25 protein-coding genes are annotated in these 25106 nt (G+C 66.9%); 5 read left to right on the forward strand and 20 right to left on the reverse strand.

The window, feature by feature from the left end; genetic code table 11:
* Positions 1 to 42: 42 nt before the first annotated feature.
* From ABL838_RS24860 to serA, 20 genes are all read right to left on the reverse strand, one after another.
* Entirely contained in the window at positions 43 to 573 is a 531-nt protein-coding gene (locus tag ABL838_RS24860) for a BON domain-containing protein (RefSeq protein ID WP_418122386.1), read from the reverse strand.
* A 99-nt stretch (positions 574 to 672) separates the two neighbouring features.
* Entirely contained in the window at positions 673 to 870 is a 198-nt protein-coding gene (locus ABL838_RS24865) for a CsbD family protein (protein WP_093198234.1), read from the reverse strand.
* Positions 871 to 997: 127 nt separating this feature from the next.
* Positions 998 to 1822 (reverse strand): DUF429 domain-containing protein, encoded by an 825-nt coding sequence (locus ABL838_RS24870; protein WP_126024716.1) that lies wholly within the window; start codon positions 1820 to 1822, stop codon positions 998 to 1000.
* A 4-nt stretch (positions 1823 to 1826) separates the two neighbouring features.
* The gene (locus tag ABL838_RS24875; protein WP_418122388.1) at positions 1827 to 2708 is read right to left on the reverse strand and encodes an EamA family transporter; all 882 of its coding nucleotides are present in this window, start codon (positions 2706 to 2708) and stop codon (positions 1827 to 1829) included.
* A 102-nt stretch (positions 2709 to 2810) separates the two neighbouring features.
* Positions 2811 to 3233 (reverse strand): BLUF domain-containing protein, encoded by a 423-nt coding sequence (locus ABL838_RS24880; protein ID WP_126024714.1) that lies wholly within the window; start codon positions 3231 to 3233, stop codon positions 2811 to 2813.
* 3 nt (positions 3234 to 3236) lie between these two features.
* Positions 3237 to 3968: a GTP cyclohydrolase I gene (folE, locus tag ABL838_RS24885; protein ID WP_126024713.1), complete on the reverse strand. Its 732-nt coding sequence runs from the start codon at positions 3966 to 3968 to the stop codon at positions 3237 to 3239.
* Positions 3969 to 4041: 73 nt separating this feature from the next.
* Positions 4042 to 4809 carry an endonuclease/exonuclease/phosphatase family protein gene (locus ABL838_RS24890; RefSeq protein WP_418117661.1) on the reverse strand — a complete coding sequence of 256 codons (768 nt, stop codon included), beginning with the start codon at positions 4807 to 4809 and terminating at the stop codon, positions 4042 to 4044.
* Positions 4806 to 5282 (reverse strand): dihydroneopterin triphosphate diphosphatase, encoded by a 477-nt coding sequence (nudB, locus tag ABL838_RS24895; RefSeq protein WP_184642546.1) that lies wholly within the window; start codon positions 5280 to 5282, stop codon positions 4806 to 4808. Before nudB ends, ABL838_RS24890 begins: the two co-directional genes overlap by 4 nt.
* 7 nt (positions 5283 to 5289) lie before the next feature.
* The gene (gene aspS, locus ABL838_RS24900; protein WP_184642547.1) at positions 5290 to 7095 is read right to left on the reverse strand and encodes an aspartate--tRNA ligase; all 1806 of its coding nucleotides are present in this window, start codon (positions 7093 to 7095) and stop codon (positions 5290 to 5292) included.
* A gap of 39 nt (positions 7096 to 7134) precedes the next feature.
* Positions 7135 to 7767 (reverse strand): DUF502 domain-containing protein, encoded by a 633-nt coding sequence (locus ABL838_RS24905; protein WP_126024709.1) that lies wholly within the window; start codon positions 7765 to 7767, stop codon positions 7135 to 7137.
* Between the two features lie 15 nt (positions 7768 to 7782).
* Positions 7783 to 8112 carry an FmdB family zinc ribbon protein gene (locus tag ABL838_RS24910; RefSeq protein ID WP_126024708.1) on the reverse strand — a complete coding sequence of 110 codons (330 nt, stop codon included), beginning with the start codon at positions 8110 to 8112 and terminating at the stop codon, positions 7783 to 7785.
* Positions 8113 to 8215: 103 nt separating this feature from the next.
* Positions 8216 to 9667: a sodium:solute symporter family protein gene (locus ABL838_RS24915; protein ID WP_418122390.1), complete on the reverse strand. Its 1452-nt coding sequence runs from the start codon at positions 9665 to 9667 to the stop codon at positions 8216 to 8218.
* A gap of 13 nt (positions 9668 to 9680) precedes the next feature.
* Complete coding sequence (gene ubiB / locus ABL838_RS24920; RefSeq protein ID WP_184642549.1) at positions 9681 to 11246, reverse strand: ubiquinone biosynthesis regulatory protein kinase UbiB; 1566 nt, start codon at positions 11244 to 11246, stop codon at positions 9681 to 9683.
* The gene (locus tag ABL838_RS24925; RefSeq protein ID WP_126024705.1) at positions 11243 to 11815 is read right to left on the reverse strand and encodes a ubiquinone biosynthesis accessory factor UbiJ; all 573 of its coding nucleotides are present in this window, start codon (positions 11813 to 11815) and stop codon (positions 11243 to 11245) included. Before ABL838_RS24925 ends, ubiB begins: the two co-directional genes overlap by 4 nt.
* Before the next feature lie 56 nt (positions 11816 to 11871).
* The gene (locus ABL838_RS24930) at positions 11872 to 12879 is read right to left on the reverse strand and encodes a Tim44 domain-containing protein (protein ID WP_418122391.1); all 1008 of its coding nucleotides are present in this window, start codon (positions 12877 to 12879) and stop codon (positions 11872 to 11874) included.
* Positions 12880 to 12913: 34 nt separating this feature from the next.
* Positions 12914 to 13645, reverse strand: coding sequence for a bifunctional demethylmenaquinone methyltransferase/2-methoxy-6-polyprenyl-1,4-benzoquinol methylase UbiE (gene ubiE / locus ABL838_RS24935; RefSeq protein ID WP_126024703.1), 732 nt, complete (start codon positions 13643 to 13645; stop codon positions 12914 to 12916).
* Positions 13646 to 13793: 148 nt separating this feature from the next.
* On the reverse strand, positions 13794 to 14207 hold the full coding sequence (locus ABL838_RS24940) for a gamma-butyrobetaine hydroxylase-like domain-containing protein (RefSeq protein WP_418122393.1): 414 nt from the start codon (positions 14205 to 14207) through the stop codon (positions 13794 to 13796).
* Complete coding sequence (locus ABL838_RS24945) at positions 14207 to 14650, reverse strand: HIT family protein (protein ID WP_418122394.1); 444 nt, start codon at positions 14648 to 14650, stop codon at positions 14207 to 14209. Before ABL838_RS24945 ends, ABL838_RS24940 begins: the two co-directional genes overlap by 1 nt.
* Positions 14647 to 18525 carry a DUF3683 domain-containing protein gene (locus tag ABL838_RS24950; protein WP_418122396.1) on the reverse strand — a complete coding sequence of 1293 codons (3879 nt, stop codon included), beginning with the start codon at positions 18523 to 18525 and terminating at the stop codon, positions 14647 to 14649. The genes ABL838_RS24945 and ABL838_RS24950 overlap by 4 nt, the downstream gene beginning before the upstream one ends.
* A 147-nt stretch (positions 18526 to 18672) precedes the next feature.
* On the reverse strand, positions 18673 to 19905 hold the full coding sequence (gene serA, locus ABL838_RS24955; RefSeq protein WP_126024699.1) for a phosphoglycerate dehydrogenase: 1233 nt from the start codon (positions 19903 to 19905) through the stop codon (positions 18673 to 18675).
* 275 nt (positions 19906 to 20180) lie between these two features.
* Here serA and ugpB point away from each other — a divergent pair, with 275 nt between their 5' ends.
* The 5 genes from ugpB (at position 20181) to ugpQ (ending at position 25092) form a co-directional block, all read left to right on the forward strand.
* On the forward strand, positions 20181 to 21494 hold the full coding sequence (ugpB, locus tag ABL838_RS24960; RefSeq protein ID WP_126024698.1) for a sn-glycerol-3-phosphate ABC transporter substrate-binding protein UgpB: 1314 nt from the start codon (positions 20181 to 20183) through the stop codon (positions 21492 to 21494).
* A 102-nt stretch (positions 21495 to 21596) separates the two neighbouring features.
* A complete protein-coding gene (gene ugpA, locus ABL838_RS24965) occupies positions 21597 to 22478 on the forward strand; it encodes a sn-glycerol-3-phosphate ABC transporter permease UgpA (protein WP_126024697.1) in 882 nt (293 codons plus the stop codon).
* A gap of 1 nt (position 22479) precedes the next feature.
* Positions 22480 to 23331, forward strand: a complete 852-nt coding sequence (gene ugpE, locus ABL838_RS24970) for a sn-glycerol-3-phosphate ABC transporter permease UgpE (RefSeq protein WP_019656566.1) — start codon at positions 22480 to 22482, stop codon at positions 23329 to 23331.
* A 3-nt stretch (positions 23332 to 23334) separates the two neighbouring features.
* Positions 23335 to 24342, forward strand: coding sequence for a sn-glycerol-3-phosphate import ATP-binding protein UgpC (locus ABL838_RS24975; RefSeq protein WP_418117665.1), 1008 nt, complete (start codon positions 23335 to 23337; stop codon positions 24340 to 24342).
* A 3-nt stretch (positions 24343 to 24345) separates the two neighbouring features.
* Positions 24346 to 25092: a glycerophosphodiester phosphodiesterase gene (ugpQ, locus tag ABL838_RS24980; protein ID WP_126024695.1), complete on the forward strand. Its 747-nt coding sequence runs from the start codon at positions 24346 to 24348 to the stop codon at positions 25090 to 25092.
* Positions 25093 to 25106: the final 14 nt, after the last annotated feature.

Here is a 25106-nt window from a genome sequence, read left to right on the forward strand (position 1 = left end):
GCAGCGCCGGGCTTTTTCGTTGCCGGGGGTCGAAGGGGATCTTCAGCCCTTCACCTCGAGCTGGTTGCTCACCGAGGTCACGCCCTGCACGCCCTTGGCGATCTCCTCGGCCCGCGCCTTCGCGGCGGCCGAGGGTGCCGGCCCCTTCAGGCTCACGGCGCCGGCCTTGGTGTCGACGTCGATCTTGATGGCGCTCAGGTCCGGGTCCCTGGCAAGGCCAGCCGAGACCGAGGCCGTGATGGCAGCATCGTCCATCGTCGCGCTCACTGCCGCGCCTGCCTCCTTGAGCGCTTCCTTGGCATTGGCGGCGCCTTCCTTCACCTCTGCGGTGGTGTTGGACGACTCGACCTTGGCCTTGGCGTCCTTCAGGGCCTCGCCCGTCTTTGCCGCGGCCGTGTCGGCCGCCTGCTCGGTCTTCGCCACGGCGCTGTCGAGCTTCTCGCCGGCAGTGCGGTTGTCGCCCTTGTCGCAGCCGGCCAGGGCCAGCGCGGCGCCGGCCAGCAGCACGGCAAGACAGACGTGCGCGTACGGCATGCCGGCGACGCGTTGTCGAATGTTCGATCCGTTGTTCATGGCAGTCCTCCTGTCGCTTCTTGGAAATTGGAAATGGGAAAAAAAGAGAGTGTGTGAACGGGGCGGCCGGGCTGGATGCATGCCCCCGCCCCCGACCGGTCACAGCTTGTCGGCGCCCGACTTGATCGCGTCCTTGGCCTTTTCCTTCACGTCGCCGTAGGTCTTCTGCACCTTGCCGGCGGCCTGATCGGCAATGCCCTCGCCTTCGAGCTTCTCGTTGCCGACAACCTTGCCGGCGACTTCCTTCAGCTTGCCCTTGGCTTCCTCGACGCGGCCTGCCACTTGATCCTTGTTCATGTCGCTTCCTTCCTGATGGATTGATGTTGAAACAGGTGGGCCGGGGTGGCCCACCGCAGTCAATCTAGGCGCCGCCGCATGGCGGCGAACGCCGACGGAAGCCCGAAGCGGTGTAGGACAACGAGGCTCAGGCGCTGACGATCCATCCTTCAAGCGGATCGAAGTCTTCCGGCAGGCCATGGCCCGGGCCGGGGCTTGCGGCGCGCTGCAGGCCCCAGGCGGCCTGCAGCAGGCACAGCACGGCGTCGATGTCGTCGCCGCGTGCGTCCGCGAGCAACTCCGCGCGCTGCGGCGCGGTGACGGCCAGCCTCAACCCGAGGCGGGACGAGCCGGCTTCGAGCGCCGCCAGCAGGTCGGCGCGCGCGGCTCGTCGCTCGGGTGTCTGCTTCGCCAGGTCGTCGCTCTTGTAGCTGCGCCGTCCGATCAGCTCGCGCGCCAGCAGACCGGGATAAGCCTCCAGCGCGATGCGATCGGCCCCCCTGCCGGCATGCAGCCCCGGAATGCGCGCACCCGCCGCGAGCAGGCGCGGCACGCCGGCATGGAGCATGTAGGCCACCGGCGGGTTGACCCACTTCATCGAGGGGCTGGAGCCTGCGGGCCCGTCAGCCTTGCGGTGCGCGAACTTGCCGCCCACCGGGCGCGCCGCGCAGAAGGCGGCGAAGGTCTGGCGGATCTCGGCGCGGCTCAGGCCGGCGTAGTGGGCCATCAGCGGCTCCCACTGCAGCGGCCATCGCAGCTGCTCGACGAGTTCCCGCGGCAGGCTGAACGGAAAGTCGAAACCGCCGGTCCAGGACGGCGTGGCGCACAGCCATTCGCCCCAGGCGTCGAGCGTGGAAAAGCGCTGCAGGCCACGCAGCACGACCCTGTCGGTGCCGCTCTGTTCGCCTGTCGCGACGACGATGGGCTTGCGTGCCGTCGGCGCGCTGGAGAAGTCGCAGCCGAACAGCAGCACTGGCTCAGCCCAGGGCGAGCGCCACCACGCCGGCGGCGATGAACATCGCGCCCATCAGCCTCAGCAGCCGGTCGCCCTCGCGCAGCAGATGGCCCCCGATGAGCGCCGCGAAGAGCATCGACACCTCGCGCGCCGGTGCAACGTGCGAGATCGGCGCCTGCTGCACCGCGTAGAGCACGAGCACGTACGAGACGGGGCTGATCGCCGCCACCAGCAGCGCGTATTTCCACTGGTCGCGCCACATGCGCACGGTGGTCGCGCGGTCCTGCAGCGCCGCGGGCAGCAGCAGCACGATGCGCACGAGGTTGCCCATGTAGTCGAGCAGGATCGGCGACATCGCGAGGAACTTGACCGCGTAGCTGTCGGCCACCGTGTAGGCCGCGATGAAGGCGCCGGTCAGCACGCCGTAGCGCATGCCCTTGTGCACCCGCGCGCGCTGCGCCGGGTCGTGCGCCTTCTGCCACAGGCGCGGGCCGCCGGCGATGAGGAACACGCCGGCCACCACGCCAAGGATGCCGGCCACGCCGACGGGGCTGATCTTCTCGCCGAGGAAGAGCACGGCCACCAGCGAGGACAGCAGCGGCCCCGAGCCGCGCGCCAGCGGATAGACCACCGTCAGGTCCGACTTGCGGTAGCCGCGCAGCAGCACGATGAAATAGAAGACGTGCAGCACGCCGCTGAGCACGACGAAGCTCCACTCGGCCCAGCCCCAGTTCGGCACCACATTCCAGCCGAGCACGATGCCCAGCGGCGCCCAGATGACCATGTTGAACACGCTGGTCTGGAAGCTGAAGCGCGCATCGCCGTTCGCCTTCTTGGCGGCGATGTTCCAGCTGGCGTGGATGATCCCGGCGAGCAGGATCAGGGCGAATGCGGAGAGCGGCACCTCGAGCTACGCGAGACCGAGCGCCGCCGGGCCGTCCCAAGGCGCGGGCTGCCCCCCCGGGGGGCAGCGAGGACACGAAGTGCCGAGCGTGGGGACCACGTTCTAGTGGCGGCCGACGATGGCGGCAGTTGCCATCAGTTCCTCGAGCAGCGCCAACGAGACCTTGCCCGACACCGCGTACGGGTTGAGCTCGGGCTTCTCGGAATACTTCAGCAGCGTCGATGCGTTGAGCTTCGACAGGTTGACCTGGCCCATCGTCCAGCCGCCGAAGCGGCGCTCGGAGATCTCTTCGTAGTGCAGCAGCACCACGTCCTTGTGGCGCGCATCGCGCTGGATGTGGCCGTAGAGCTCGGAGATGGCCATGCGGCCGCCTTCGATGGCCTGCAGGAAGGTGCCCGCGCCGTAGCAGAGGATGCCGGTGATGCCGCACGCGGTGTTGTGGGTGCGCGATTGCGCCAGGATCGACTCGATGGCCTCGGGGCTGGTGTCGACGGCGCGGCTGGCGTAGAGGAGTCGGACCAGCATGGCTCAGTCCTTTCTGGGCAGGAGGGAAAGGAATTCGCGGCGCAGGCTCGGATCTTTCAGGAACACGCCGCGCATCACGGAATTGATCATCTTGCTGTCCATTTCCTTCACGCCGCGCCAGGCCATGCAGAAGTGCTCGGCCTCCATGACGAGGGCCAGGCCGTCGGGCTGGGTCTTTTCCTGGATCAGGTCGGCCAGCTGCACCACGGCTTCTTCCTGGATCTGCGGACGGCCCATGACCCATTCGGCCAGGCGCGCGTACTTCGACAGGCCGATCACGTTGGTGTGCTCGTTGGGCATCACGCCGATCCAGAGCTTGCCGATGATCGGGCAGAAGTGGTGCGAGCAGGCGCTGCGCACGGTGATCGGGCCGACGATCATCAGTTCGTTCAGGTGCTCGGCGTTCGGAAACTCGGTGAGCGAAGGCGCCGCCACATAGCGGCCCCTGAACACCTCGTTGAGGTACATCTTGGCGACCCGGCGCGCGGTGTTGTCAGTGTTGTGGTCGTTCTCGACGTCGATCACCAGGCTCTGGAGCACGTCCTTCATCTTGACCTCGACCTCGTCGAGCAGGGCCTCCAGCTCGCCGGGCTGGATGAACTCGGAGATGTTGTCGTTGGCATTGAAGCGCTTGCGCGCCGCGGTGATGCGCTCGCGGATCTTCACGGAGACGGGCGTGCCCTCGTCATCGTCATTTCGATCGGGGCGCGGTTCGACGTCGGTTTTCCTCAGCATGGCAAAGATCGTACCAGTGAATGGCTCCAGACATTCGGGGCCGCAACGCCCGTCCCTTCTCGGAGCAATGCTATCAATTAAGGAGTGAAAAATCAGCCACCAGCGGCAGGTGGTCGGACATGCGGGCCCAGATCGGACCGCGCGGCACCACGCAGGACAGCGGCTCCAGCCCGCGCCCGTAGACGAAGTCGAGCTGCGCCACCGGCAGGCGCGAGGGATAAGTGAGCGTGCGCGGACCGCGCAGATCGCTGGTGTCGCGCAGGCCCATGGCGTTCATGGCGTAGCGCATGCGCGCGCCCCAGTCGTTGAAGTCGCCCGCCACCACCACGGCCTCGCCGGGCGGCACCTCGCGGTCGATGAACTCGCGCAGCCGCGCGATCTGCCGCACCCGGCTGCCCTTGATGAGCCCCAGGTGCACCACGATGGCGTGCACCCGCCGGCCTTCCACGTCGATCACCACGTGCAGCAGCCCGCGCTGCTCGAAGCGGTGGTCGGAAATGTCCTGGTGGTTGGTGCCCAGCACCGGCCAGCGCGTGAGCAGCGCGTTGCCGTGCTCGCCATGGCGCGTGACGGCGTTGGTCTCGTAGACGGCGGTGTAGCCCTCGGGCGCGAGGAAGTCGGCCTGCGGCAGCTCGGGCCAGCGCGCGAAACGCGCCGCCGCCTGCCGGTTCATCTTGCGCACTTCCTGCAGGCAGACGATGTCGGCGTCGAGCTGCTCGATGGCGTGGCCGAGGTTGTGGATCTCGAGCCGCCGCGCGGGGCCGATGCCCTGCACACCCTTGTGGATGTTGTAGGTCGCGACGCGGAGGTTCTGCACCGCTGCTGCTGCCGGCTGGTTCATCGCGCAAATTCTGGCAGCAACAGAATGGCTTCGGCATTCGATGGGGAAAAGCAGGCGTCAGCCGCCTCCCGGTAGGGCAGCCAGCGCCAGTCGGTGTGCTCGCGGGGGTCGAGCGTGGGCACGACGCGTTCGGGCACGCGCAGGCCGAAAAGGTGCTCGGTGTTGTGGGTGACGCCCGGTGCATAGCGGGCGCGCCAGCGCGGATAGATCTCGTAGACGTTGCGCAGCTGCCAGTCGACCAGTTGCGAGGCCAGCGGCGTGCCTTCGCCGCACAGGATGCCGGTTTCCTCGGCCACCTCGCGCGCCGCGGTGAGCACCAGGGGCTCGTCGGCCACGTCCTTGCTGCCGGTGACCGATTGCCAGAAGTCGGTCTCGGCATCCGCACGCCGGATCAGCAGCACATCGAGCGCCGGCGTGTGGATCACGACCAGCACCGACTCCGGGATCTTCCAGGGCCGGGGGCTGGTCGTCATGGCCGCATCAGGCTGCTTGGGGGTTGTTGCGCAGCTTGATGTGCAGTTCGCGCAGTTGCTTCTCGTCGACCGGGCTCGGCGCCTGCGTCAGCAGGTCCTGCGCGCGCTGGGTCTTGGGGAAGGCGATCACGTCGCGGATCGACTCGGCGCCGGTCATGAGCATGACCAGGCGGTCCAGGCCGATGGCAATGCCGCCGTGCGGGGGCGCGCCGTACTGCAGCGCATCCAGCAGGAAGCCGAACTTGAGCTGCGCGTCCTCGGCGCTGATCTTCAGCGCGCGGAACACCTTGCTCTGCACTTCCTCGCGGTGGATACGCACCGAGCCGCCGCCCATCTCGATGCCGTTGAGCACCATGTCGTAGGCCTTGGCGATGCACTTCTCGGGCGCGGTGTCCATGAGGTCTTCGTGGCCGTCCTTCGGCGCGGTGAACGGGTGGTGCACGGCGCTCCAGCGCTGGCCTTCCTCGTCGAACTCGAACATCGGGAAGTCCACCACCCACAGCGGCGCCCAGCGGTCATCGAACAGGCCGCTCTTCTTGCCGAAGGCGCTGTGGCCGATCTTGATGCGCAGCGCGCCGATGGCGTCGTTGACGATCTTTTCCTTGTCGGCGCCGAAGAACAGGATGTCGCCGTTGCGCGCACCCGTGCGCGCGATGATCTCGGCCAGCGCGTTGTCGTCGAGGTTCTTCACGATCGGGCTCTGCAGGCCATCGCGGCCGGCAGCAGCGTCGTTGACCTTGATGTAGGCCAGGCCCTTGGCGCCGTAGATCTTGACGAACTCCTGGTACGCGTCGATCTCGCCGCGCGAGAGACCGCCCTCGGCACCGCCGCCGGGCACGCGCAGCGCCACGACGCGGCCGCCGGCCATGGTGGCGGCGTTGGAGAACACCTTGAACTCGACGCGCTTCATCAGCTCGGTGAGTTCGGTGAACTCGAGCTTCACGCGCAGGTCGGGCTTGTCCGAGCCGTACTTGAACATCGCGTCCGCGTACGTCATGGTCGGGAACACCGGCAGGTCGATGCCCGCGGCGTTGCGGAACACGTTGCGGATCATGCCTTCGAACATCTCGCGGATCTCTTCCTCGGCGAGGAACGAGGTCTCGATGTCGATCTGCGTGAATTCGGGCTGGCGGTCGGCGCGCAGGTCTTCGTCACGGAAGCACTTCACGATCTGGTAGTAGCGGTCGTAGCCGGCCACCATCAGCAGCTGCTTGAAGAGCTGGGGCGACTGCGGCAGCGCGAAGAAGCTGCCGTCGTGCACGCGGCTGGGCACGAGGTAGTCGCGCGCGCCTTCGGGCGTGGACTTGCCGAGCATCGGCGTCTCGATGTCGATGAAGCCGTTGGCGTCGAGGAACTTGCGCGTTTCCATCGTCACCTTGTAGCGCAGCAGCATGTTGCGCTGCATGGCCGGGCGGCGCAGGTCGAGCACGCGGTGCGTGAGGCGGGTGGTTTCCGACAGGTTGTCGTCGTCCAGCAGGAACGGAGGCGTGACCGAGGGGTTCAGCACCTTCAGCTCATGGCACAGCACTTCGATCTTGCCGCTCTTGAGCTGGTCGTTGGTCGTGCCTTCGGGCCGTGCGCGCACCAGGCCGGTGATCTGCACGCAGTATTCGTTGCGCAGGCTCTCGGCCACGGCGAAGGTCGAGGCGCGGTCGGGGTCGCACACCACCTGCACGTAGCCTTCGCGGTCACGCACGTCGATGAAGATCACGCCGCCGTGGTCGCGGCGACGGTTGACCCAGCCGCAAAGGGTGACGGTCTGGCCCAGCAGGGCTTCGGTCACGAGACCGCAATATTGAGTACGCATGGCCATAGGAATCCATTCCGGCGCCTCGAGGGCGCGTTCGTTCTTTTATGAGTTGGAAGACTTCACCGCCACCGTGGCGGGGCCGCCTGGAACGACCACCCCCATCGAGACGATGTACTTGAGCGCTTCGTCCACGCTCATCTTCAGTTCGATGCAGTCGCTGCGCTTGAGCATCACGAAGTAGCCGCCCGTGGGATTGGGCGTGGTCGGCACATAGACGCTGAGGAACTCGCCCTCGCCGAGATGCGCGGCGACCTCGTTGCCGGGCGCGCCGGTCACGAAGGCGATGGTCCACACGCCTTCGCGCGGCCATTGCACCAGCACCGCGGTGCGGAAGGCATTGCCGTTCTCGGAGAACAGCGTGTCCGACACCTGCTTGACGCTGGAGTAGATCGAGCGCACCACCGGGATGCGCCGGACCACGGCGTCACCCCAGCCGAGCAGGCGCTTGCCGACGAAGTTGCTGGCCGTGGCCCCCACCACCAGCAGGATCGCCAGCGTGAGCAGCACGCCCAGGCCGCGCACCTTGTGGTCGCTCAGCCAGGTCTGCCACTGCTCGGGCAGCAGCCACAGCGTCTGGTCGAGCGTGCCGATGATCCAGTTCAGCACGCCGAGCGTGATGACCAGCGGCACGATGACCAGCAGGCCGGACAGCAACCATTTGCGCAGGGCGAGCATGGCGGTCGGGGTGTTTCAGTCGCCGCTCGTCGCGGCCGGCGCGGGAGCCGGTGCGGCGGGCGCCGGAGCGGGGCTCGGCGCGGCTGACGTGGTGGAAGAAGAGGAGGAAGACGAAGATTCGCCGGAGGCGGGCGACGTGGCCGGCTCGGACTTCTTGCCGCCGCCGTCACGGAAATCGGTCACGTACCAGCCCGAGCCCTTGAGTTGGAAGCCGGCGGCCGTGACCTGTTTTTCGAACGCACTCGCGCCGCACGCCGGACACACCGTGAGGGGTGCGTCGGACATCTTCTGCAAAGCGTCCTTGGCGAAGCCGCAGGCGCTGCACTTGTAGGCGTAGATGGGCATGGGAAATGAGGTCAAAAAAGCGGCGCAGCGGCCGCTCGCAAAGCCCTCGATTATAGGGGCGCCCCCGTGAAAGGACGCCCGGCCCGGCCGGCGGGCCCCGGCTTCAGGCCGGCTCCGTGGCCAGCGGGCGGTGAGGCGTGTGAGTGTTCGCCAACCATTGCGGCAGCAGCGAGCCGGCCACCATGCCCGCGAAAGAGCACAGAACACCCGCCAGCTGGGCCGGGAACACGGCTCCCCAGGACGGCACCTGCAGGAACAGCAGCCACACGCCGATGCCCAGGACGATCGAGGCGACCGCGCCCTGCGTGGTGGCCCGACGCCAGTACAGGCCGCACACCAGCGGCACGAAGGCGCCCACCAGCGGCACCTGGTAGGCGCCCGAAACCAGTTCGTAGATCGGCGTGCCCTGCATGCGAATGGCGTAGGCCAGCACGGCGGCGCTGAACAGCAGCACCGTGATGCGCATGGTCATGAGGTTCTGGCGGTCGGTGCCGGCCGGTCGGAACTGGCGCCAGATGTTCTCGGTGAAGGTGACGCTCGGGGCCAGCAGCGTGGCCGAGGCAGTCGACTTGATGGCCGACAGCAGCGCGCCGAAGAACAGCACCTGCATCACGAAGGGCATTTTCTCCAGCACCAGCGTGGGCAGCACCTTCTGCGGATCTTCCTTCAGCAGCGCGCCGGTCTGCTCCGGCATGATGAGCAGCGCACTGGCCACCAGGAACATCGGCACGAAGGCGAAGAGGATGTACGCCAGGCCGCCGATCACCGGGCCACGGCGGGCCGCCTGGACGCTGTTGGCCGACATCACGCGCTGGAACACGTCCTGCTGCGGGATGGAGCCCAGCATCATCGTGATGGCCGCGGCGAAGAAGAACACCATGTCGTGCCAGCTCGGCTCGGGCCAGAACTTGAAGAGGTCCTTGCTGACCGCGAAGGCCACCACCTTGTCGGCGCCGCCGGCCATGTTGCCCGCGAACATCGCGATCACGGCCAGGCCGGCCACGAGGATGATCATCTGGATGAAGTCGGTGACCGCCACCGACCACATGCCGCCGAAGAGCGTGTAGGCCAGGATCGAGATCACCCCGATCACCATGCCCACCGGGATGCTGACCACGCCGCCCGACAGCAGGTTGAACACCAGCCCCAGCGCCGTGACCTGCGCCGACACCCAGCCCAGGTAGCTCAGCATGATGATCAGCGAGCAGGCCACCTCCACGCCGCGGCCGTAGCGCTCGCGGTAGTAGTCGCTGATGGTCAGCAGCGTCATGCGGTAGAGCTTGCCGGCGAAGAACAGGCCCACCAGGATCAGGCAGGTGCCGGCGCCGAACGGGTCTTCGACCACGCCGTTGAGCCCGCCCTCGATGAACTTGGCCGGGATGCCGAGCACCGTTTCGGAGCCGAACCAGGTCGCGAAGGTGGTCGTGACGATCATGTAGAGCGGCAGGTGCCGCCCGGCGATAGCGAAGTCGGTGGTGTTCTTCACCCGCTTGGCGGCGTACAGGCCGATCGCGATGGTGACAAGCAGATAGACGATGACCAGCGTCAACAACACGGCACAGACTCCTCTAGAACAGACGCACGCGCACCAGCAATTGCATGGCGAGCAACCCCAATACAAAACCTATGCCACCGTAGACGATGGTCTGCAGCAACCGGTTGGTGCGCTTCTGTTCGGCCAGCAGCTCGAGCAGCTCGCGGCGGTTGTCGACCGGGCGATTCTCCAGGAAATCGTGCAGTAATCGAGGCAATTGGGGCAGCAATTTGGCGTACCTGGGCGCCTCGGCCTTGAGCTGCTGCAGCAGCTTCTTGGGGCCGATCTGGTCGACCATCCACTTCTCGAGGAAGGGCTTGGCCGTGGCCCAGAGGTCGAGTTCGGGGTCGATGTTGCGCCCCAGGCCCTCGATGTTGAGCAGCGTCTTCTGCAGCAGCACCAGCTGCGGCTGGATCTCGACGTGGAAGCGCCGCGAGGTCTGGAACAGGCGCATCAGCACCATGCCCAGCGAGATCTCCTTCAGCGGCCGGTCGAAGTACGGCTCGCACACGGTGCGGATGGCCGCCTCCAGTTCATCGATCCGGGTGCCCACCGGCACCCAGCCGCTTTCGAGGTGCAGCTCGGCCACGCGCTTGTAGTCGCGCCGGAAGAAGGCCACGAAGTTCTGCGCGAGGTATTCCTTGTCCGACTCGGTCAGCGTGCCGATGATCCCGAAGTCAAGCGAGATGTAGCGCCCGAAGGTCTCGGGCTCCAGGCTCACCTGGATGTTGCCCGGGTGCATGTCGGCGTGGAAGAAGCCGTCGCGGAACACCTGCGTGAAGAAGATGGTCACGCCGTCGCGCGCCAGCTTCGGAATGTCGACGCCGGCCGCGCGCAGGCGGTCCATCTGCGCGATGGGCACGCCCTTCATGCGCTCCATCACGATGACCTCGGGGTGGCAGAAGTCCCAGAACATCTCGGGGATCAGCACCAGGTCGAGCGCGGCCATGTTGCGGCGCAGCTGGGCCGCGTTGGCGGCCTCGCGCACCAGGTCGAGCTCGTCGTGCAGGTACTTGTCGAACTCGGCCACCACCTCGCGCGGCTTCAGGCGCTTGCCGTCGGCCGAGAGGTTCTCGAGCCAGCCGGCCATCATGGCCATCAGCGCCAGGTCCTTCTCGATCACGCCGCGCATGCTGGGGCGCAGCACCTTCACCGCCACCTCGCGCTCTTCGCCCTCGTTGGTGCGGATGGTCGCGAAGTGCACCTGCGCGATCGATGCGCTGGCGATGGGCGTCTCGTCGAACTGCACGAACACATCGCTCACCGGGCGGCGGAACGCGCGCTCGATGGTGGCGATGGCCACGGAAGAGGGAAACGGCGGCACCCGGTCCTGCAGGAAGGCCAGTTCGTCGGCGATGTCGGGCGGCAGCAGGTCGCGCCGAGTCGACAGAACCTGGCCGAACTTCACGAAGATGGGGCCGAGGCTTTCGAGCGCCTCGCGCAGGCGCTGGCCGCGCGGCGCATCGAGGTTGCGCCCGAAGGAAAGAACGCGCGTGACCCCGCGCACCCAGGGCTTCTGGAAGCTCGAGAGCACCAGCTCGTCGAGGCCGTAGCGCAGCGCGACCCAGACGATGAAAAGTCCGCGGTAGAAGCGCCTCATTCGGCGTTGCCTGCGGGGCCGACAGCCGAACCGCCGGCCTTGCCGGCCGTGCGGTTGCCGACGAACTGGCGCAGCGCACCGACAACACGGCGCACGGCGTTGCCCAGCGTATGCGCGGGCACGTCGCCGATCACGCGGGCCAGATCGTCCTCGACGTCCCAGCGCACATGGTCGACCAGCCAGTTGACCTCGGCCGCCAGCTGCACGTCGCCGATGATCTGCACGGCGGGCTTGTCGCCTCGAAGCGCGGCGCGGGCAATGTCGAAGGGAGAGTCGTCGGTGACGGTGAGCGTCAGCTCGGGCACCGAGCCGGCCGGGGCAAGGTCGAGAAGGCCGGCCGGCGTTGCCACCAGCTCCATGGTCACGAAGCGCCACTGGAAGCGCACCACCCGCCCCTGCTGGCGCAGCAGCCGCTGCTGGGCCTCGGGCTCCTGCTGGAGCACATGGTTGAGGAACAGGACCGCGCGGTTCTGGATCTCGTGGACCGCCCAGTCCGGGGGCTGCAGGCGCTCGCCAATGGTGTTGAAGAGATCGCCTAGAAAGGAAAATGGGGACGATGGTGTGGCCATGTCCCCATTATCCCGCCTGCGTTGCGGCCCCGTGAGGGCCGCTTTTCAGCTTTTTATTACTGCAGTGCCTGTACGCCTGCAACCAGCCAGCCACTGTTGCCGCTGACCGGCTTGGTCATGTTCCACACTTCGCGGAACGGGCCCGGGCCGGCCGAGGCGTCTTCGCGGATCATGCCGGAGAACTCCACGCTGGCCATGTAGGCGTCTGGCAGCTCCTCGATGCCGAGCAGCTTGGCGTCGAGCATCACGACTTCGGTCTTGTTGGAGGCACCACCGGTGTGGCTGGCGCGGTCGGCCAGCTGGGAACGGATTTCGTCGACCATGCCGTCGGTCATCATCGAACGCAGCGTCGACACGTCGGCGCGGTCCCACGCGTCCTGCAGGGTCACGAAGTTGCGCTTTGCAGCGCCGAGGAAGCCGTCGACGTCGAAGCCGGCGGGAATGCCCCACGACTGCGAACCGCCGAGTGCCGAGCCGATCATGCTGCCGCCTGCCGCTGCGCCAGCCGCCGAAAGGCTGCTGCCGTGCGGCGTGGCATCGAAGGCAGCGTTGTTGCGCTCCCAGGGACGCGCCGATGCGTCGTTGCCCACGTTGTTGGGGCTGTACTGCGCCGGAGCGCTCGCGCTGCTCGGGCTGGCACCGGCGCCCTGGAAGGCGAAGCCGCCCTGGCGATTGGCAACGGGCTGCGAGCGCGACTTGATCATGCGCCACACCACCACGCCTGCCAGCACCAGCAGGCCGATCAGCAGGATGTTGGCGAAGCCGGCGCCGAGGCCCAGCGAATTGGCGAGCCATGCGAGGCCCAGGCCGGCGGCCAGGCCGCCGAGCATCGCGCCCCAGGGACGCTTCGGTGCAGCTGCCGCGGGCGCGGGCGTTGCGGGCTTGGCCGCTGCCGCGTTGGTCGCGTTCTGCTGCGCGGGTGCCGAAGGCGCTGCGGACTCGCGCTGCGTCACGTTGGACGACTGGCGACCCATCGACTTGCCGCCACCGATGCGCGCAGCCTCGGCCTGGACACTGACCAGGACCAGCGCGGCTGCCAGGAACAAAGAACCCAAACTCTTCATATCGTCGTCTCCTCTCGAGCGAAAGATCCGCTTTTCAACACTTGATTCCAACATGGAGGGCAGCGATTCCCCCAGTCATGTTGTGATAGTCCACATGTCCGAAACCGCCCTCTTTCATGAGGGTCTTGAGCTCCTCTTGCGAGGGGTGCATCCGGATGGATTCGGCGAGATAGCGATAGCTCGCATCGTCGCCAGCCACGAGCTTGCCGAGCCTCGGCAGCACGTTGAAGGAGTACCAGTCGTAGGCCTTCGCGAGCGGCTTCGCGACCTTCGAGAACTCGAGCACCAGCAGCTTGCCGCGCGGCTTGAGCACGCGGTTCATCTCCTTGAGCGCGGCGTCCTTGTGCGTCATGTTGCGCAGGCCGAAGGCCACGGTGACCACGTCGAAGTGGTTGTCGGGAAAGGGCAGCTTCTCCGCGTCGCAGACCATGGTGGGCAGCACCACGCCGGCGTCGAGCAGCCGGTCGCGGCCGGTGCGCAGCATGGCTTCGTTGATGTCGGTGTGGACCACCTGGCCGCTGGCGCCGACCTTCTTCGCGAAGGCCAGTGCGAGGTCGCCGGTGCCGCCCGCGATGTCGAGGACGCGCGAGCCTTCGCCCACGTTCGCGACCATGACGGTGTACGCCTTCCAGGCGCGGTGCAGGCCTGCCGACATCAGGTCGTTCATGATGTCGTAGCGCGATGCGACCGAATCGAAGACACCGCGAACGCGGCGGGCCTTCTCGCTTTCGTCGACCGTTTCGAAGCCGAAGTGTGTGGTACTCATGCGACCGATGTTAGGCCGGAAGCCTTCACATCAAGTCGACGACCCCGCGACCACGGCGGACATTTGTTGCTTTTTCAGCCCCGCCCTTTCTGGGCGTAGGGCTATCTTTTCAATAGCAGCGGCGGATTCTTGCGCTGCCTCGAAGGCCTCAGTGGCTGCCGCAGGCGTGGCCGCCCTTCTCGATCATCGGCGCGTCGCGGTCGACACCCGCCTCGGCCAGCCGGCGCTCATAGGCAGCCCACAGCTCGGCCTGCTTCTCGCCCAGTTCGTAGAGCAGGTCCCAGGAGTAGATGCCCGTGTTGTGGCCGTCGCTGAAGATCGGTTGCACCGCGTAGTTGCCCACTGCCTCGAGCTCGACGAGCTCGACATCGCGCTTGCCCGTCTGCAGCACTTCCTGCCCGGGGCCATGGCCCTGCACCTCGGCCGAGGGCGAGTAGATGCGCATCAGCTCGAAGGGAATGCGGAAGGTCGCGCCGTCGGAGAAGCCGACCTCGAGCACGCGCGACTGCCCGTGCACGGTGATCGACTGCGGCGTCGGTGCGCCCGGTTTCAAGCCTGCCATCAGAAGCTCCTGTTGCCCAATCGCTCGATCATCGCAGCCTCGACGGCAGGCAGGTGCGCGGCGATGTCCGCCTCCAGCGCCGCATCTCGCTCGCGCTGCACGGGCGCCCACACCGAGCCGGGGAAGTGGCTGTCGTTCGGGAAGCGCGCGATGACATGCCAGTGCAGGTGCCCGACCATGTTGCCAAGCGCGGCGAGGTTGATCTTCGCCGGCTTCAGATGCTCGCGCAGGCACTGCTCGACCACTGTCACCGCTTCCATGCACAGGGCACGGTCGGCCGCGTCGAGATCGGAGAACTCCGGCGCGTGCTCGCGCCACACCACGCGATAGAAGGCCGGGAAGCCCGCCTCCTCGGCATGGATCACGCGCAGCTTCGCGCCCTCGAACACGAGGCGCCCGCCCGGGCCCTCGCACAGCACGCAGCCCTGCACCTTCGACGTCACACCAGCACCCGCTCGATGCCGCCCTGATTGGCGGCTTCCACGTAGTTCGGCATCCAGTCTTCGCCGAGGATCTTGTTGGCCATCTCGACCACGATGTAGTCGGCTTCGAGCAGGCCGTTGTTCAGGTCGTTGCCGTAGCGCGAGAGGCCCTGCAGGCAGCTCGGGCAGCTGGTGAGGATCTTCACGTTCTCCTTCTCGCCGACCTTGCCGGCTTCGCGCAGCGCGGCTTCGCCCTTCTTCAGCTCCTGCTCCTTGCGGAAGCGGATCTGCGTGGAGATGTCGGGCCGCGACACGCCCAGCGTGCCCGATTCGCCGCAGCAGCGGTCGTTCTTGAGCACGTTGTCGCCCACCAGCGCCTTCACCGTCTTCATCGGGTCCTGCTGCTTCATCGGCGAGTGGCAGGGGTCGTGGTAGAGGTAGCCGCCGCCTGCCGCATCGGCGAGCGTGATGCCCTTTTCGAGCAGGTACTCGTGGATGTCGACGATGCGGCAGCCCGGGAAGATCTTGTCGAACTGGTAGCCCTGCAACTGGTCGTAGCAGGTGCCGCAGCTCACCACCACCGTCTTGATGTCGAGGTAGTTGAGCGTGTTGGCCACACGGTGGAAGAGCACGCGGTTGTCCGTGATCATCTTCTCGGCCTTGTCGAACTGGCCGCTGCCGCGCTGCGGATAGCCGCAGCACAGGTAGCCCGGCGGCAGCACGGTCTGCACGCCCGCATGCCAGAGCATGGCCTGCGTGGCCAGACCGACCTGCGAGAACAGCCGCTCCGATCCGCAGCCCGGGAAGTAGAAGACAGCCTCGGTCTCGGAGGTGGTCGCCTTCGGGTTGCGGATGATCGGCACGTAGTCCGCATCCTCGATGTCGAGCAGCGCGCGCGCCGTCTTCTTCGGCAGGTTGCCCGGCATCTTCTTGTTGATGAAGTGGATCACCTGCTCCTTGACCGGAGCCGGCCCGAGCGACGCCGGCGGCGCGGAGGTCTGCTTCTTCGCGAGGCCGCGCAGCAGGTCGTTGGCCAGGCGCTGCGCCTTGAAGCCCACGCCCACCATGCCCGCGCGCACCGCCTTGATGGTCTGCGGATTGGTCGCGTTCAGGAAGAACATCGCGGCCGCGTTGCCCGGGCGGAAGCTCTTCTGGCCCATCTTGCGCAGCAGGTTGCGCATGTTCATCGACACGTCGCCGAAGTCGATCTTCACCGGGCAGGGCGTGAGGCACTTGTGGCACACGGTGCAGTGGTCGGCCACGTCCTCGAATTCCTCCCAGTGCTTGATGCTCACGCCGCGCCGGGTCTGCTCTTCGTAGAGGAAGGCCTCCACCAGCAGCGAGGTCGCGAGGATCTTGTTGCGCGGGCTGTACAGCAGGTTGGCGCGCGGCACGTGCGTGGCGCACACGGGCTTGCACTTGCCGCAGCGCAGGCAGTCCTTCACGCTGTTGGCGATGTCGCCGATGTCGCTCTGCTGCATGATGAGCGACTCGTGCCCCATGAGGCCGAAACTCGGCGTGTAGGCGTTGGTCAGGTCGGCGTGCAGCGTCTCGGGCTTGCCCGCGGGCGCGCGCAGCAGCTTGCCCTTGTTGAAGCGGCCTTCGGGGTCGACCTTGGCCTTGTACTCGGTGAAGGGGCGCAGCTCGTCGTCGCTCAGGAATTCGAGCTTGGTGATGCCGATGCCGTGCTCGCCCGAGATCACGCCGTCGAGGCTGCGCGCCAGCGCCATGATGCGCACCACCGCGGCATGCGCGGTCTGCAGCATGTCGTAGTTGTCGCTGTTGACGGGGATGTTGGTGTGCACGTTGCCGTCGCCCGCGTGCATGTGCAGCGCGACCCACACGCGCCCCTTGAGCACGCGCTTGTGGATGGCGGTGCACTCCGCCAGGATCGGCGCGAACTCCGCGCCCGTGAAGATGGCCTGCAGCGGCTGGCGCAGCTGGGTCTTCCAGCTCGCGCGCAGCGAGTGGTCCTGCAGCTGCGGGAAGAGCGCGTCGACGTCCTTCAGCCAGCCGGCCCACAGCGCGCGCGTTTCCTGCACCAGCGCCACCGCCTGCGCGACGCGGTCTTCCAGCAGCTCGGCCGCGGGAATCTCGTGCGCGTCGTCGGTCTTGCCCAGCGGCAGGTTGCCGCGCGTGAGGAAGGCTTCGAGCTCGTCGGTGAGCGCGAGCTTGTTCTGCAGCGACAGCTCGATGTTGATGCGCTCGATGCCGTCGCTGTACTCGGCCATGCGCGGCAGCGGGATCACCACGTCTTCGTTGATCTTGAAGGCGTTGGTGTGGCGGCTGATGGCCGCCGTGCGCTTGCGGTCGAGCCAGAACTTCTTGCGCGCCTCGGGGCTGATGGCGATGAAGCCTTCGCCGCTGCGCGAGTTGGCAATGCGCACAACCTCGGAGGTGACGCGCGCCACCGCGTCGGCGTCGTCGCCCGCGATGTCGCCGAACAGCACCATCTTGGGCAGCCCGCCGTGCGTCTTCGACTTGGTGGCGTAGCCCACGGCCTTGAGGTAGCGGTCGTCCAGGTGTTCGAGGCCGGCCAGCAGCACGCCCGAGCGCTTCTGCTCGGCGAACATGAAGTCCTTGATCTCGACGATGCTGGGCACCGCGTCCTTGGCGTTGCCGAAGAATTCCAGGCACACGGTGCGCGTGTGAGCCGGCATGCGGTGCACCACCCAGCGGCAGCTGGTGATGAGGCCGTCGCAGCCCTCCTTCTGGATGCCGGGCAGGCCCGAGAGGAACTTGTCGGTCACGTCCTTGCCCAGGCCCTCTTTGCGGAAGGTGCGGCCCGGGATCTCCAGGCGTTCGTTGCGCAGCTTGGTCCTGCCGTCGGCGGCGTAGTACTGCAGCTCGAACACGGCGCTTTCGGCGTCGTGAATCTTGCCGAGGTTGTGGCCGATGCGCGTGACCTCGAGCCACTCGGCCTGCGGCGTGACCATGCGCCACGAAGCCAGGTTGTCGAGCGCCGTGCCCCAGAGCACGGCTTTCTTGCCGCCCGCGTTCATGGCGACGTTGCCGCCCACGCACGAGGCCTCGGCCGAGGTCGGGTCGACCGCGAAGACGAAGCCCGCGCGCTCGGCCGCGTCGGCCACGCGCTGGGTGACCACGCCGGCCTCGGTCCAGATGGTGGGCACCGGGTCGGCCAGGCCGGGCAGCGAGACGTGCTCGACCTCGGTCATCGCCTCGAGCTTCTCGGTGTTGATGACGACGCTGTTCCAGGTCAGCGGAATGGCGCCGCCGGTATAGCCAGTACCGCCTCCGCGCGGGATGATGGTCAGGCCCAGCTCGATGCAGCCCTTCACCAGCAGCGCCATCTCGGCCTCGGTGTCGGGGCACAGCACCACGAAGGGGTACTCCACGCGCCAGTCGGTGGCGTCGGTGACGTGGGCGACGCGCGAGAGGCCGTCGAACTTGATGTTGTCCTTGGCGGTAAGCCGGCCCAGCACGCGCGTGGCCTTGCGGCGCAGGGCGGCGACGTCGCGGAACTTGGTGTCGAAGGCGGCCACCGCATCGCCCACGAGGCCGGTGAGCTCGCCCACGAGCTGGTCGCGCGGCAGGTCGCTGTCGGGGGTGCGGCGCTTCTGCACCTCGGCCAGGCGGTGCCTCAGGGCATCGACCAGCTGGCCGCGGCGGCGCGGGTTGTCGAGCAGGTCGTCGACCAGGTAGGGGTTGCGCTGCACCACCCAGATGTCGCCCAGAACCTCGTAGAGCATGCGCGCCGATCGGCCGGTGCGGCGCTCGGCGCGCAGGGTCTGCAGCAGTTCCCAGCCGCGTTCGCCCAGCAGGCGAATCACGATCTCGCGATCGGAGAAGCTGGTGTAGTTGTACGGGATCTCGCGCAGTCGGACAGGCTCTGCGGCCTGTGCCAATAGCGTATTCAACGCGGTCGGAGCATTCATCGGGTGGGGCGCCTCGGCCGGGCGCTGCGCGCCCATAGCCGGGCTGGGGATTTTATTGCAGCGCTCGGGGTCTTGCCTCGTGACCGTGCTTGCGGCCTTGTGGTAGGCGCTGCTTCCGGGGGAATCTCCTCCCCCAGGGAGGCCGGGTCAGAACAGCACGCGGCTGCGGATCGTCCCGCCCACCTTCGCCAGCTTCTCCAGCGCCAGGTCGGAAGAGGCCGCGTCGATGTCCATCACCACGTAGCCGATCTTCTCGTTGGTCTGCAGGAACTGCGAGGAGATGTTGATGTGGTTGTCCGAGAAGATCTTGTTGATCTCCGACAGCACGCCCGGCACGTTGCGGTGCACGTGCAGCAGCCGGTGCTTGCCCGGGTGCGCCGGCAGCGCCACCTCGGGGAAGTTGACCGACGAGGTCGAGGTGCCGTTGTCGCTGTACTTGACCAGCTTTTCCGCCACTTCCAGGCCGATGTTGGCCTGCGCCTCCATGGTCGAGCCGCCGATGTGGGGCGTGAGGATCACATTGTCCAGGCCGCGCAGGGGCGACTGGAACTCGTCCTTGTTGCTGCGCGGCTCCACCGGGAACACGTCGATGGCGGCGCCCAGCAGCTTGCGCGCCTTCAGGGCCTCGGCCAGCGGATCGATCTCGACCACCGTGCCGCGCGAGGCGTTGATGAGGATCGCGCCGGGCTTCATCGCGGCGATCTCGGCCGCGCCGATCATCCACTGGGTGGCCTGGGTCTCGGGCACGTGCAGCGTGACGATGTCGCTCTGGGCCAGCAGCTGGTGCAGGTCGCGCACCTGGCGCGCATTGCCCAGCGGCAGCTTGGTGACCACGTCGTAGAAGGCCACGTGCATGCCCAGCGCCTCGGCCAGCACCGACAGCTGCGCGCCGATCGAGCCGTAGCCCACGATGCCCAGCGTCTTGCCGCGGATCTCGTAGGCGTTCTCGGCCGACTTGAGCCAGCCGCCGCGGTGCGCCACCGCGCTCTTCTCGGGCACGCCGCGCAGCAGCAGGATGGCTTCGGCGAGCACCAGCTCGGCCACCGAGCGGGTGTTGGAATAAGGAGCGTTGAACACCGCCACGCCATGCTCGCGGGCAGCTTCCAGGTCGACCTGGTTGGTGCCGATGCAGAAGCAGCCTGCCGCCACCAGCTTGTGCGCCGCAGCGAACACCTCGGCCGTGAGCTGGGTGCGCGAGCGGATGCCCAGGAAGTGCACGTCGGCGATCTTCTCTTTCAGCTCGGCATCGGGCAGCGCGCCCGGCAGCGACTCGACGTTGGTGTAGCCGGCGGCGCGCAGCACCTCCACGGCCGAGGGGTGGATGCCTTCGAGCAAGAGGAACTTGATCCTGCTTTTGTCGAGGGAGGTTTTGCTGCTCATGGAGGTCTCTTGGAAGCCCCGGCCACGGCGACAGGCTAGGCCGAAAAAAGGGAGGGCGATGCTAGCATGGTGCGGCGCAGCAAGAGGGGCCTCGCCCCCTGCCGGGCCTGCTGCGAACAGGGCCAAATCCGGCCGAAAAGGCAAGGGAAGGCCGAAGGGTCCAAAGGGGTTTCCCCGATTGGAGGAAACCCGTGCTCCGTGCGCCAATGTGACGCGGCTGTGTCATCCACATGCCCTAGCATCCGCGCTTTCCATTTTTCCCTTCAGGAGTCTTCATGCGATTCAAGACGCTCGCGCTGGCATCGGCGTTGGCCGCCACCACGCTGTTCAACGTGGCGCAGGCCCAGACCGAGATCCAGTGGTGGCATTCCATGACCGCCGTCAACAACGAGTGGGTCAACGACTTGGCCAGGCAGTTCAACGAGAGCCAGAAGGAATACAAGGTGGTCCCGACCTTCAAGGGCACCTACGACGAATCGATGACGGCCTCCATCGCGGCCTTCCGCGCCGGCAACGCACCGCACATCCTGCAGGTGTTCGAAGTGGGCACCGCCACCATGATGGCCAGCAAGGGCGCCATCGTGCCGGTCGGCCAGGTCATGAAGGACGCGGGCGAGAAGTTCGACCCGGCCGCCTACATCCCCGCCGTGGCCGGCTACTACACCGCTCCCAACGGCCAGATGCTGAGCTTCCCGTTCAACAGCTCGACCACCATCTTCTATTTCAACAAGGACGCCTTCAAGGCCGCCGGCCTGCCCACCGACAAGGCTCCCGCCACCTGGCCCGAGGTGGTCGCCGCCGCCGCCAAGCTCAAGGCCAGCGGCCACAAGTGCCCGTTCACCACGGCCTGGCAGAACTGGACGCAGGTCGAGAGCTTCTCGGCCTGGCACAACGTCGAGTTCGCGAGCAAGGCCAACGGCCTGCAGGGCCTGGACGCGCGCCTGAAGGTCAATTCGCCGCTGCACCAGCGCCACATCGAGAACCTGGCCAGCATGGCCAAGCAGGGCCTGTTCATCTACAAGGGGCGCGGCAACGTGCCCGAGGCCTCGTTCGTGTCGGGCGAGTGCGCCATGATCAACACGTCCTCGGGCTTCTACGGCAACGTGGCGAAGAACGCCAAGTTCGCCTACGGCCTGGCTCCCCTGCCCTACTACCCGGACGTGCCCGGCGCGCCCCAGAACACCGTGATCGGCGGCGCCAGCCTGTGGGTCATGTCGGGCAAGAAACCGGCCGAGTACAAGGGCGTGGCCAAGTTCTTCAGCTTCATCTCGACGCCTGAAGTGCAGTCCGCCAGCCACAAGCGCACCGGCTACCTGCCCGTGACCATGGCCTCGTACAAGCTCACCGAGGACTCGGGCTTCTACAAGCAGAACCCCGGCACCGACGTGGCCGTGACGCAGATGATCCGCAAGGTCACCGACAAGAGCCGCGGCATCCGCCTGGGCAACTACGTGCAGATCCGCGCCATCGAGGACGAAGAGCTCGAACAGGTCTGGAACGGCAAGAAGACCGCCAAGGAAGCCCTCGACGCCATCGTGACCCGCGGCAACGAGCAGCTGGAACGCTTCCAGAAGGCCAACAAGAGCTGACGATCGACAACCGGACCCCGCGCGTGTCCGGCTAATATCGCCCGCCCCCGTCCGCTCTTGCGCAAGAGCGGGCCGGGCGGGATTTTTATATGTAGAGGGTTCATGGAAAAACGCGTCTTCTTTCGCTCGGGCTGGCTGCCCTGGCTGCTGCTGGCACCGCAGATGGCGGTGATATTCGTGTTTTTCTTCTGGCCGGCCGCACAGGCCCTGCTGCAGTCGCTGCAGCAGCAGGACGCCTTCGGCACCTCGGTCGATTTCGTCGGGCTGCAGAACTTCAGGGAACTCTTCGAGGACCCGGCCTACGCCGAGTCGTTCAAGACCACCGCCATCTTCTCGGTGCTGGTGGCCAGCATCGGCTTGACGCTGTCGCTGACGCTGGCCGTGTTCGCCGACCGCATCGTGCGCGGCGGCATGTTCTACAAGACCATGCTGATCCTGCCGTATGCCGTGGCGCCCGCCGTGGCCGCCGTGCTGTGGGTCTTCATGTTCTCCCCCTCGCTGGGCGTGGTGGCCTATGCGCTGGGCAAGATCGGCATCGACTGGAACCACCTGCTCAACTCGAAGCACGCGATGACGCTGATCGTGATGGCCGCCGTGTGGAAGCAGATTTCCTACAACTTCCTGTTCTTCCTGGCGGGGCTGCAGTCCATCCCGAAGTCGCTGATCGAGGCGGCCGCCATCGACGGCGCGCGCCCGTGGCGCCGCTTCTGGACGGTGCAGTTCCCGCTGCTGTCGCCCACCACCTTCTTCCTGCTGGTGATGAACGTGGTCTACGCGTTCTTCGACACCTTCGCCATCGTGCACGCCGCCACCGAGGGCGGCCCGGGCAAGGACACGGAAATCCTCGTCTACAAGGTCTATCACGACGGCTTCAAGGCCCTGGACCTCGGCGGCTCGGCCGCGCAGTCGGTGGTGCTCATGGTGATCGTGATCGCGCTGACCATCGTGCAATTCCGCTACGTCGAAAAGAAGGTGCAGTACTGACATGGTTGAAAGAAGAAGCACCCAGGGCATCCTGGCCCACGTGGTGATGATCCTCGGCGTCCTGATCGTCGCCTTCCCCATCTACCTCGCCTTCGTGGCGTCCACGCATACCGCGCAGGAAATCGTGCAGCGGCCGATGCCGCTGCTGCCGGGCTCGCACATGCTGGAGAGCTACAAGGGCGCGCTCTTCGGCCGCGCGAGCAGCGCCGGCTCCAACGCGCCGGTGGCCCACATGATGTGGGTGAGCCTGGTGACGGCGCTGGTCATCGCCGTCGGCAAGATCGCCATTTCGCTGCTGTCGGCCTTCGCCATCGTCTACTTCCGCTTCCCGTTCAAGAAGATCTGCTTCTGGGCGATCTTCGTCACGCTGATGCTGCCGGTGGAAGTGCGCATCCTGCCCACCTACAAGGTGCTGTCGGACCTGAGCATGCTCAACAGCTACGCGGGCCTGACGGTGCCGCTGATCGCATCGGCCACTGCCACCTTCCTGTTCCGGCAGTTCTTCCTGACGGTGCCCGAGGAACTCACCGAGGCCTCCCGCATGGACGGCGCGAGCCCGATGCGCTTCTTCTTCGACGTGCTGCTGCCGCTGTCGAAGACCAGCATCGCGGCGCTCTTCGTGATCCAGTTCATCTACGGCTGGAACCAGTACCTCTGGCCGCTGCTGGCGGTCACCAACGAGGACATGTACCCGATCGTGGTCGGCATCAAGCGGCTGATCGCCGGCGGCGACGGCCAGAACGAATGGAACGTGGTGATGGCGACCGCCATCCTCGCGATGCTGCCGCCGGCGCTGGTGGTGGTCCTCATGCAGAAGTGGTTCGTCAAAGGCCTCGTGGACACTGAAAAATAAGTTATGGCTTCCCTCTCCCTACGCAACGTCATCAAGCGCTACGGCCACGGGCCCAAGGCGAACCAGGTCATCCACGGCGTGAGCGCCGAGATCGCCGACCACGAGTTCATCGTCATCGTCGGGCCCTCGGGCTGCGGCAAGTCCACGCTGCTGCGCATGGTGGCCGGCCTGGAGGAAATCTCCGCCGGCGAGATCGCCATCGGCAACAAGGTGGTGAACAACCTGGAGCCCGCCGAGCGCGACATCGCCATGGTGTTCCAGAACTACGCGCTGTATCCGCACATGAGCGTGTTCGCGAACATGGCCTACGGCCTGAAGATCGCGAAGGTCCCGCCGGCCGAGATCAAGACGCGCGTCGACAAGGCCGCGAAGATCCTCGAGCTGGGCCACCTGCTGGAGCGCAAGCCGCGCGAGCTGTCCGGCGGCCAGCGCCAGCGCGTGGCCATGGGCCGCGCCATCGTGCGCCAGCCGCAGGTGTTCCTGTTCGACGAGCCGCTGTCGAACCTCGACGCCAAGCTGCGGGCGCAGACCCGCCTCGAGATCCAGAAGCTGCACCGCGAGCTCGGCATCACCTCGCTGTTCGTCACGCACGACCAGGTCGAGGCCATGACGCTGGCCCAACGCATCATCGTGATGAACGGCGGCGTGATGGACCAGTTCGCCACCCCCGAGGAGGTGTACTCGCGCCCCGCCACCACCTTCGTCGCGAGTTTCATCGGCTCGCCGCCGATGAACCTGCTGAAGCACGCGCCCGGCGTGCGCCCGGGCCAGATCCTGGGCATCCGCCCCGAGCACCTGAAGCTCGACGAGAGCGGCTGGTCGGTGCAGGTCGAGCAGGTCGAACTGCTGGGCGCCGAGCGGCTGGTGTACGGCCGCATCGGCGACGAGCAGATCATCATGCGCACCGACGAGGCCGACCATCCGCCGGTCGCGGGCGACACGGTGAAGATCGCGGCGCGCGAAGAAAAGCTGCACTGGTTCGACGCCGGCTCCGGCAAACGCGCGGACTGATCGATGGCCGAGCTGAATCCCTGGCCCTACCCCCGCTGGGTCGCCCACCGCGGCGCCGGCAAGCTCGCTCCCGAGAACACGCTGGCCGCGTTCCGCCTCGGCGCCTCGCACGGCTATCGCATGTTCGAGTGCGACGCCAAACTCAGCGCCGATGGCGTGGTGTTCCTGATGCACGACGCCACGCTCGACCGCACCACCAGCGGCCACGGCACCGGCGGCGCGCAGCCCTGGAGCGCGCTGGCGCAGCTCGACGCGGGCGGCTGGCATTCGCGCGCCTACGCGGGCGAGCCGCTGCCCACGCTGGAGAACCTGGCGCGCTTCTGCCTGGCCAACGGCCATCTGCTCAACATCGAGATCAAGCCCACGCCCGGCACCGAGCGCGAGACAGGCGAAGTGGTCGCCCGCGAGGCCGCCCGCCTCTGGAAGGGAGCCGCCGTGCCGCCGCTGCTCACCTCCTTCCAGGTCGAATCGCTCAAGGGCGCCCAGGCGGTGCAGCCCGGGCTGCCGCGCGGCCTGCTGCTCGACAAGCTCTGGGATGGCTGGCTCGAGGCAGCCAGGCAGCTCGGCTGTGTCGCCATCGTCTGCAACCACGCGCTGTGGGACGCCACCGTGGTGGCGCTGGTGCACGAGGCGGGCATGCGCGCACTGAGCTACACGGTGAACGACGACTGGGCCGCGCAGCGGCTGATCGAGCTCGGCACCGACGGCATCATCACCGACAGGGTCGATCTCTTTCCTCCAGCCGCCTGACGCGGAGATTCTTA

The organism is Variovorax sp. 160MFSha2.1, assembly GCF_048305075.1.
Lineage (GTDB): Bacteria > Pseudomonadota > Gammaproteobacteria > Burkholderiales > Burkholderiaceae_C > Variovorax > Variovorax guangxiensis.

Bases quoted from the DNA above. Each gene is read 5' to 3' on its own strand.
- ABL838_RS24860 (WP_418122386.1), bottom strand. From the start codon at position 573: ATGAACAACGGATCGAACATTCGACAACGCGTCGCCGGCATGCCGTAC.
- ABL838_RS24865 (WP_093198234.1), bottom strand. From the start codon at position 870: ATGAACAAGGATCAAGTGGCAGGCCGCGTCGAGGAAGCCAAGGGCAAG.
- ABL838_RS24880 (WP_126024714.1), bottom strand. From the start codon at position 3,233: ATGCTGGTCCGACTCCTCTACGCCAGCCGCGCCGTCGACACCAGCCCC.
- folE (WP_126024713.1), bottom strand. From the start codon at position 3,968: ATGCTGAGGAAAACCGACGTCGAACCGCGCCCCGATCGAAATGACGAT.
- ABL838_RS24890 (WP_418117661.1), bottom strand. From the start codon at position 4,809: ATGAACCAGCCGGCAGCAGCAGCGGTGCAGAACCTCCGCGTCGCGACC.
- nudB (WP_184642546.1), bottom strand. From the start codon at position 5,282: ATGACGACCAGCCCCCGGCCCTGGAAGATCCCGGAGTCGGTGCTGGTC.
- aspS (WP_184642547.1), bottom strand. From the start codon at position 7,095: ATGGCCATGCGTACTCAATATTGCGGTCTCGTGACCGAAGCCCTGCTG.
- ABL838_RS24905 (WP_126024709.1), bottom strand. From the start codon at position 7,767: ATGCTCGCCCTGCGCAAATGGTTGCTGTCCGGCCTGCTGGTCATCGTG.
- ABL838_RS24910 (WP_126024708.1), bottom strand. From the start codon at position 8,112: ATGCCCATCTACGCCTACAAGTGCAGCGCCTGCGGCTTCGCCAAGGAC.
- ubiB (WP_184642549.1), bottom strand. From the start codon at position 11,246: ATGAGGCGCTTCTACCGCGGACTTTTCATCGTCTGGGTCGCGCTGCGC.
- ABL838_RS24925 (WP_126024705.1), bottom strand. From the start codon at position 11,815: ATGGCCACACCATCGTCCCCATTTTCCTTTCTAGGCGATCTCTTCAAC.
- ABL838_RS24930 (WP_418122391.1), bottom strand. From the start codon at position 12,879: ATGAAGAGTTTGGGTTCTTTGTTCCTGGCAGCCGCGCTGGTCCTGGTC.
- ubiE (WP_126024703.1), bottom strand. From the start codon at position 13,645: ATGAGTACCACACACTTCGGCTTCGAAACGGTCGACGAAAGCGAGAAG.
- ABL838_RS24940 (WP_418122393.1), bottom strand. From the start codon at position 14,207: ATGGCAGGCTTGAAACCGGGCGCACCGACGCCGCAGTCGATCACCGTG.
- ABL838_RS24950 (WP_418122396.1), bottom strand. From the start codon at position 18,525: ATGAATGCTCCGACCGCGTTGAATACGCTATTGGCACAGGCCGCAGAG.
- serA (WP_126024699.1), bottom strand. From the start codon at position 19,905: ATGAGCAGCAAAACCTCCCTCGACAAAAGCAGGATCAAGTTCCTCTTG.
- ugpB (WP_126024698.1), top strand. From the start codon at position 20,181: ATGCGATTCAAGACGCTCGCGCTGGCATCGGCGTTGGCCGCCACCACG.
- ugpA (WP_126024697.1), top strand. From the start codon at position 21,597: ATGGAAAAACGCGTCTTCTTTCGCTCGGGCTGGCTGCCCTGGCTGCTG.
- ugpE (WP_019656566.1), top strand. From the start codon at position 22,480: ATGGTTGAAAGAAGAAGCACCCAGGGCATCCTGGCCCACGTGGTGATG.
- ABL838_RS24975 (WP_418117665.1), top strand. From the start codon at position 23,335: ATGGCTTCCCTCTCCCTACGCAACGTCATCAAGCGCTACGGCCACGGG.
- ugpQ (WP_126024695.1), top strand. From the start codon at position 24,346: ATGGCCGAGCTGAATCCCTGGCCCTACCCCCGCTGGGTCGCCCACCGC.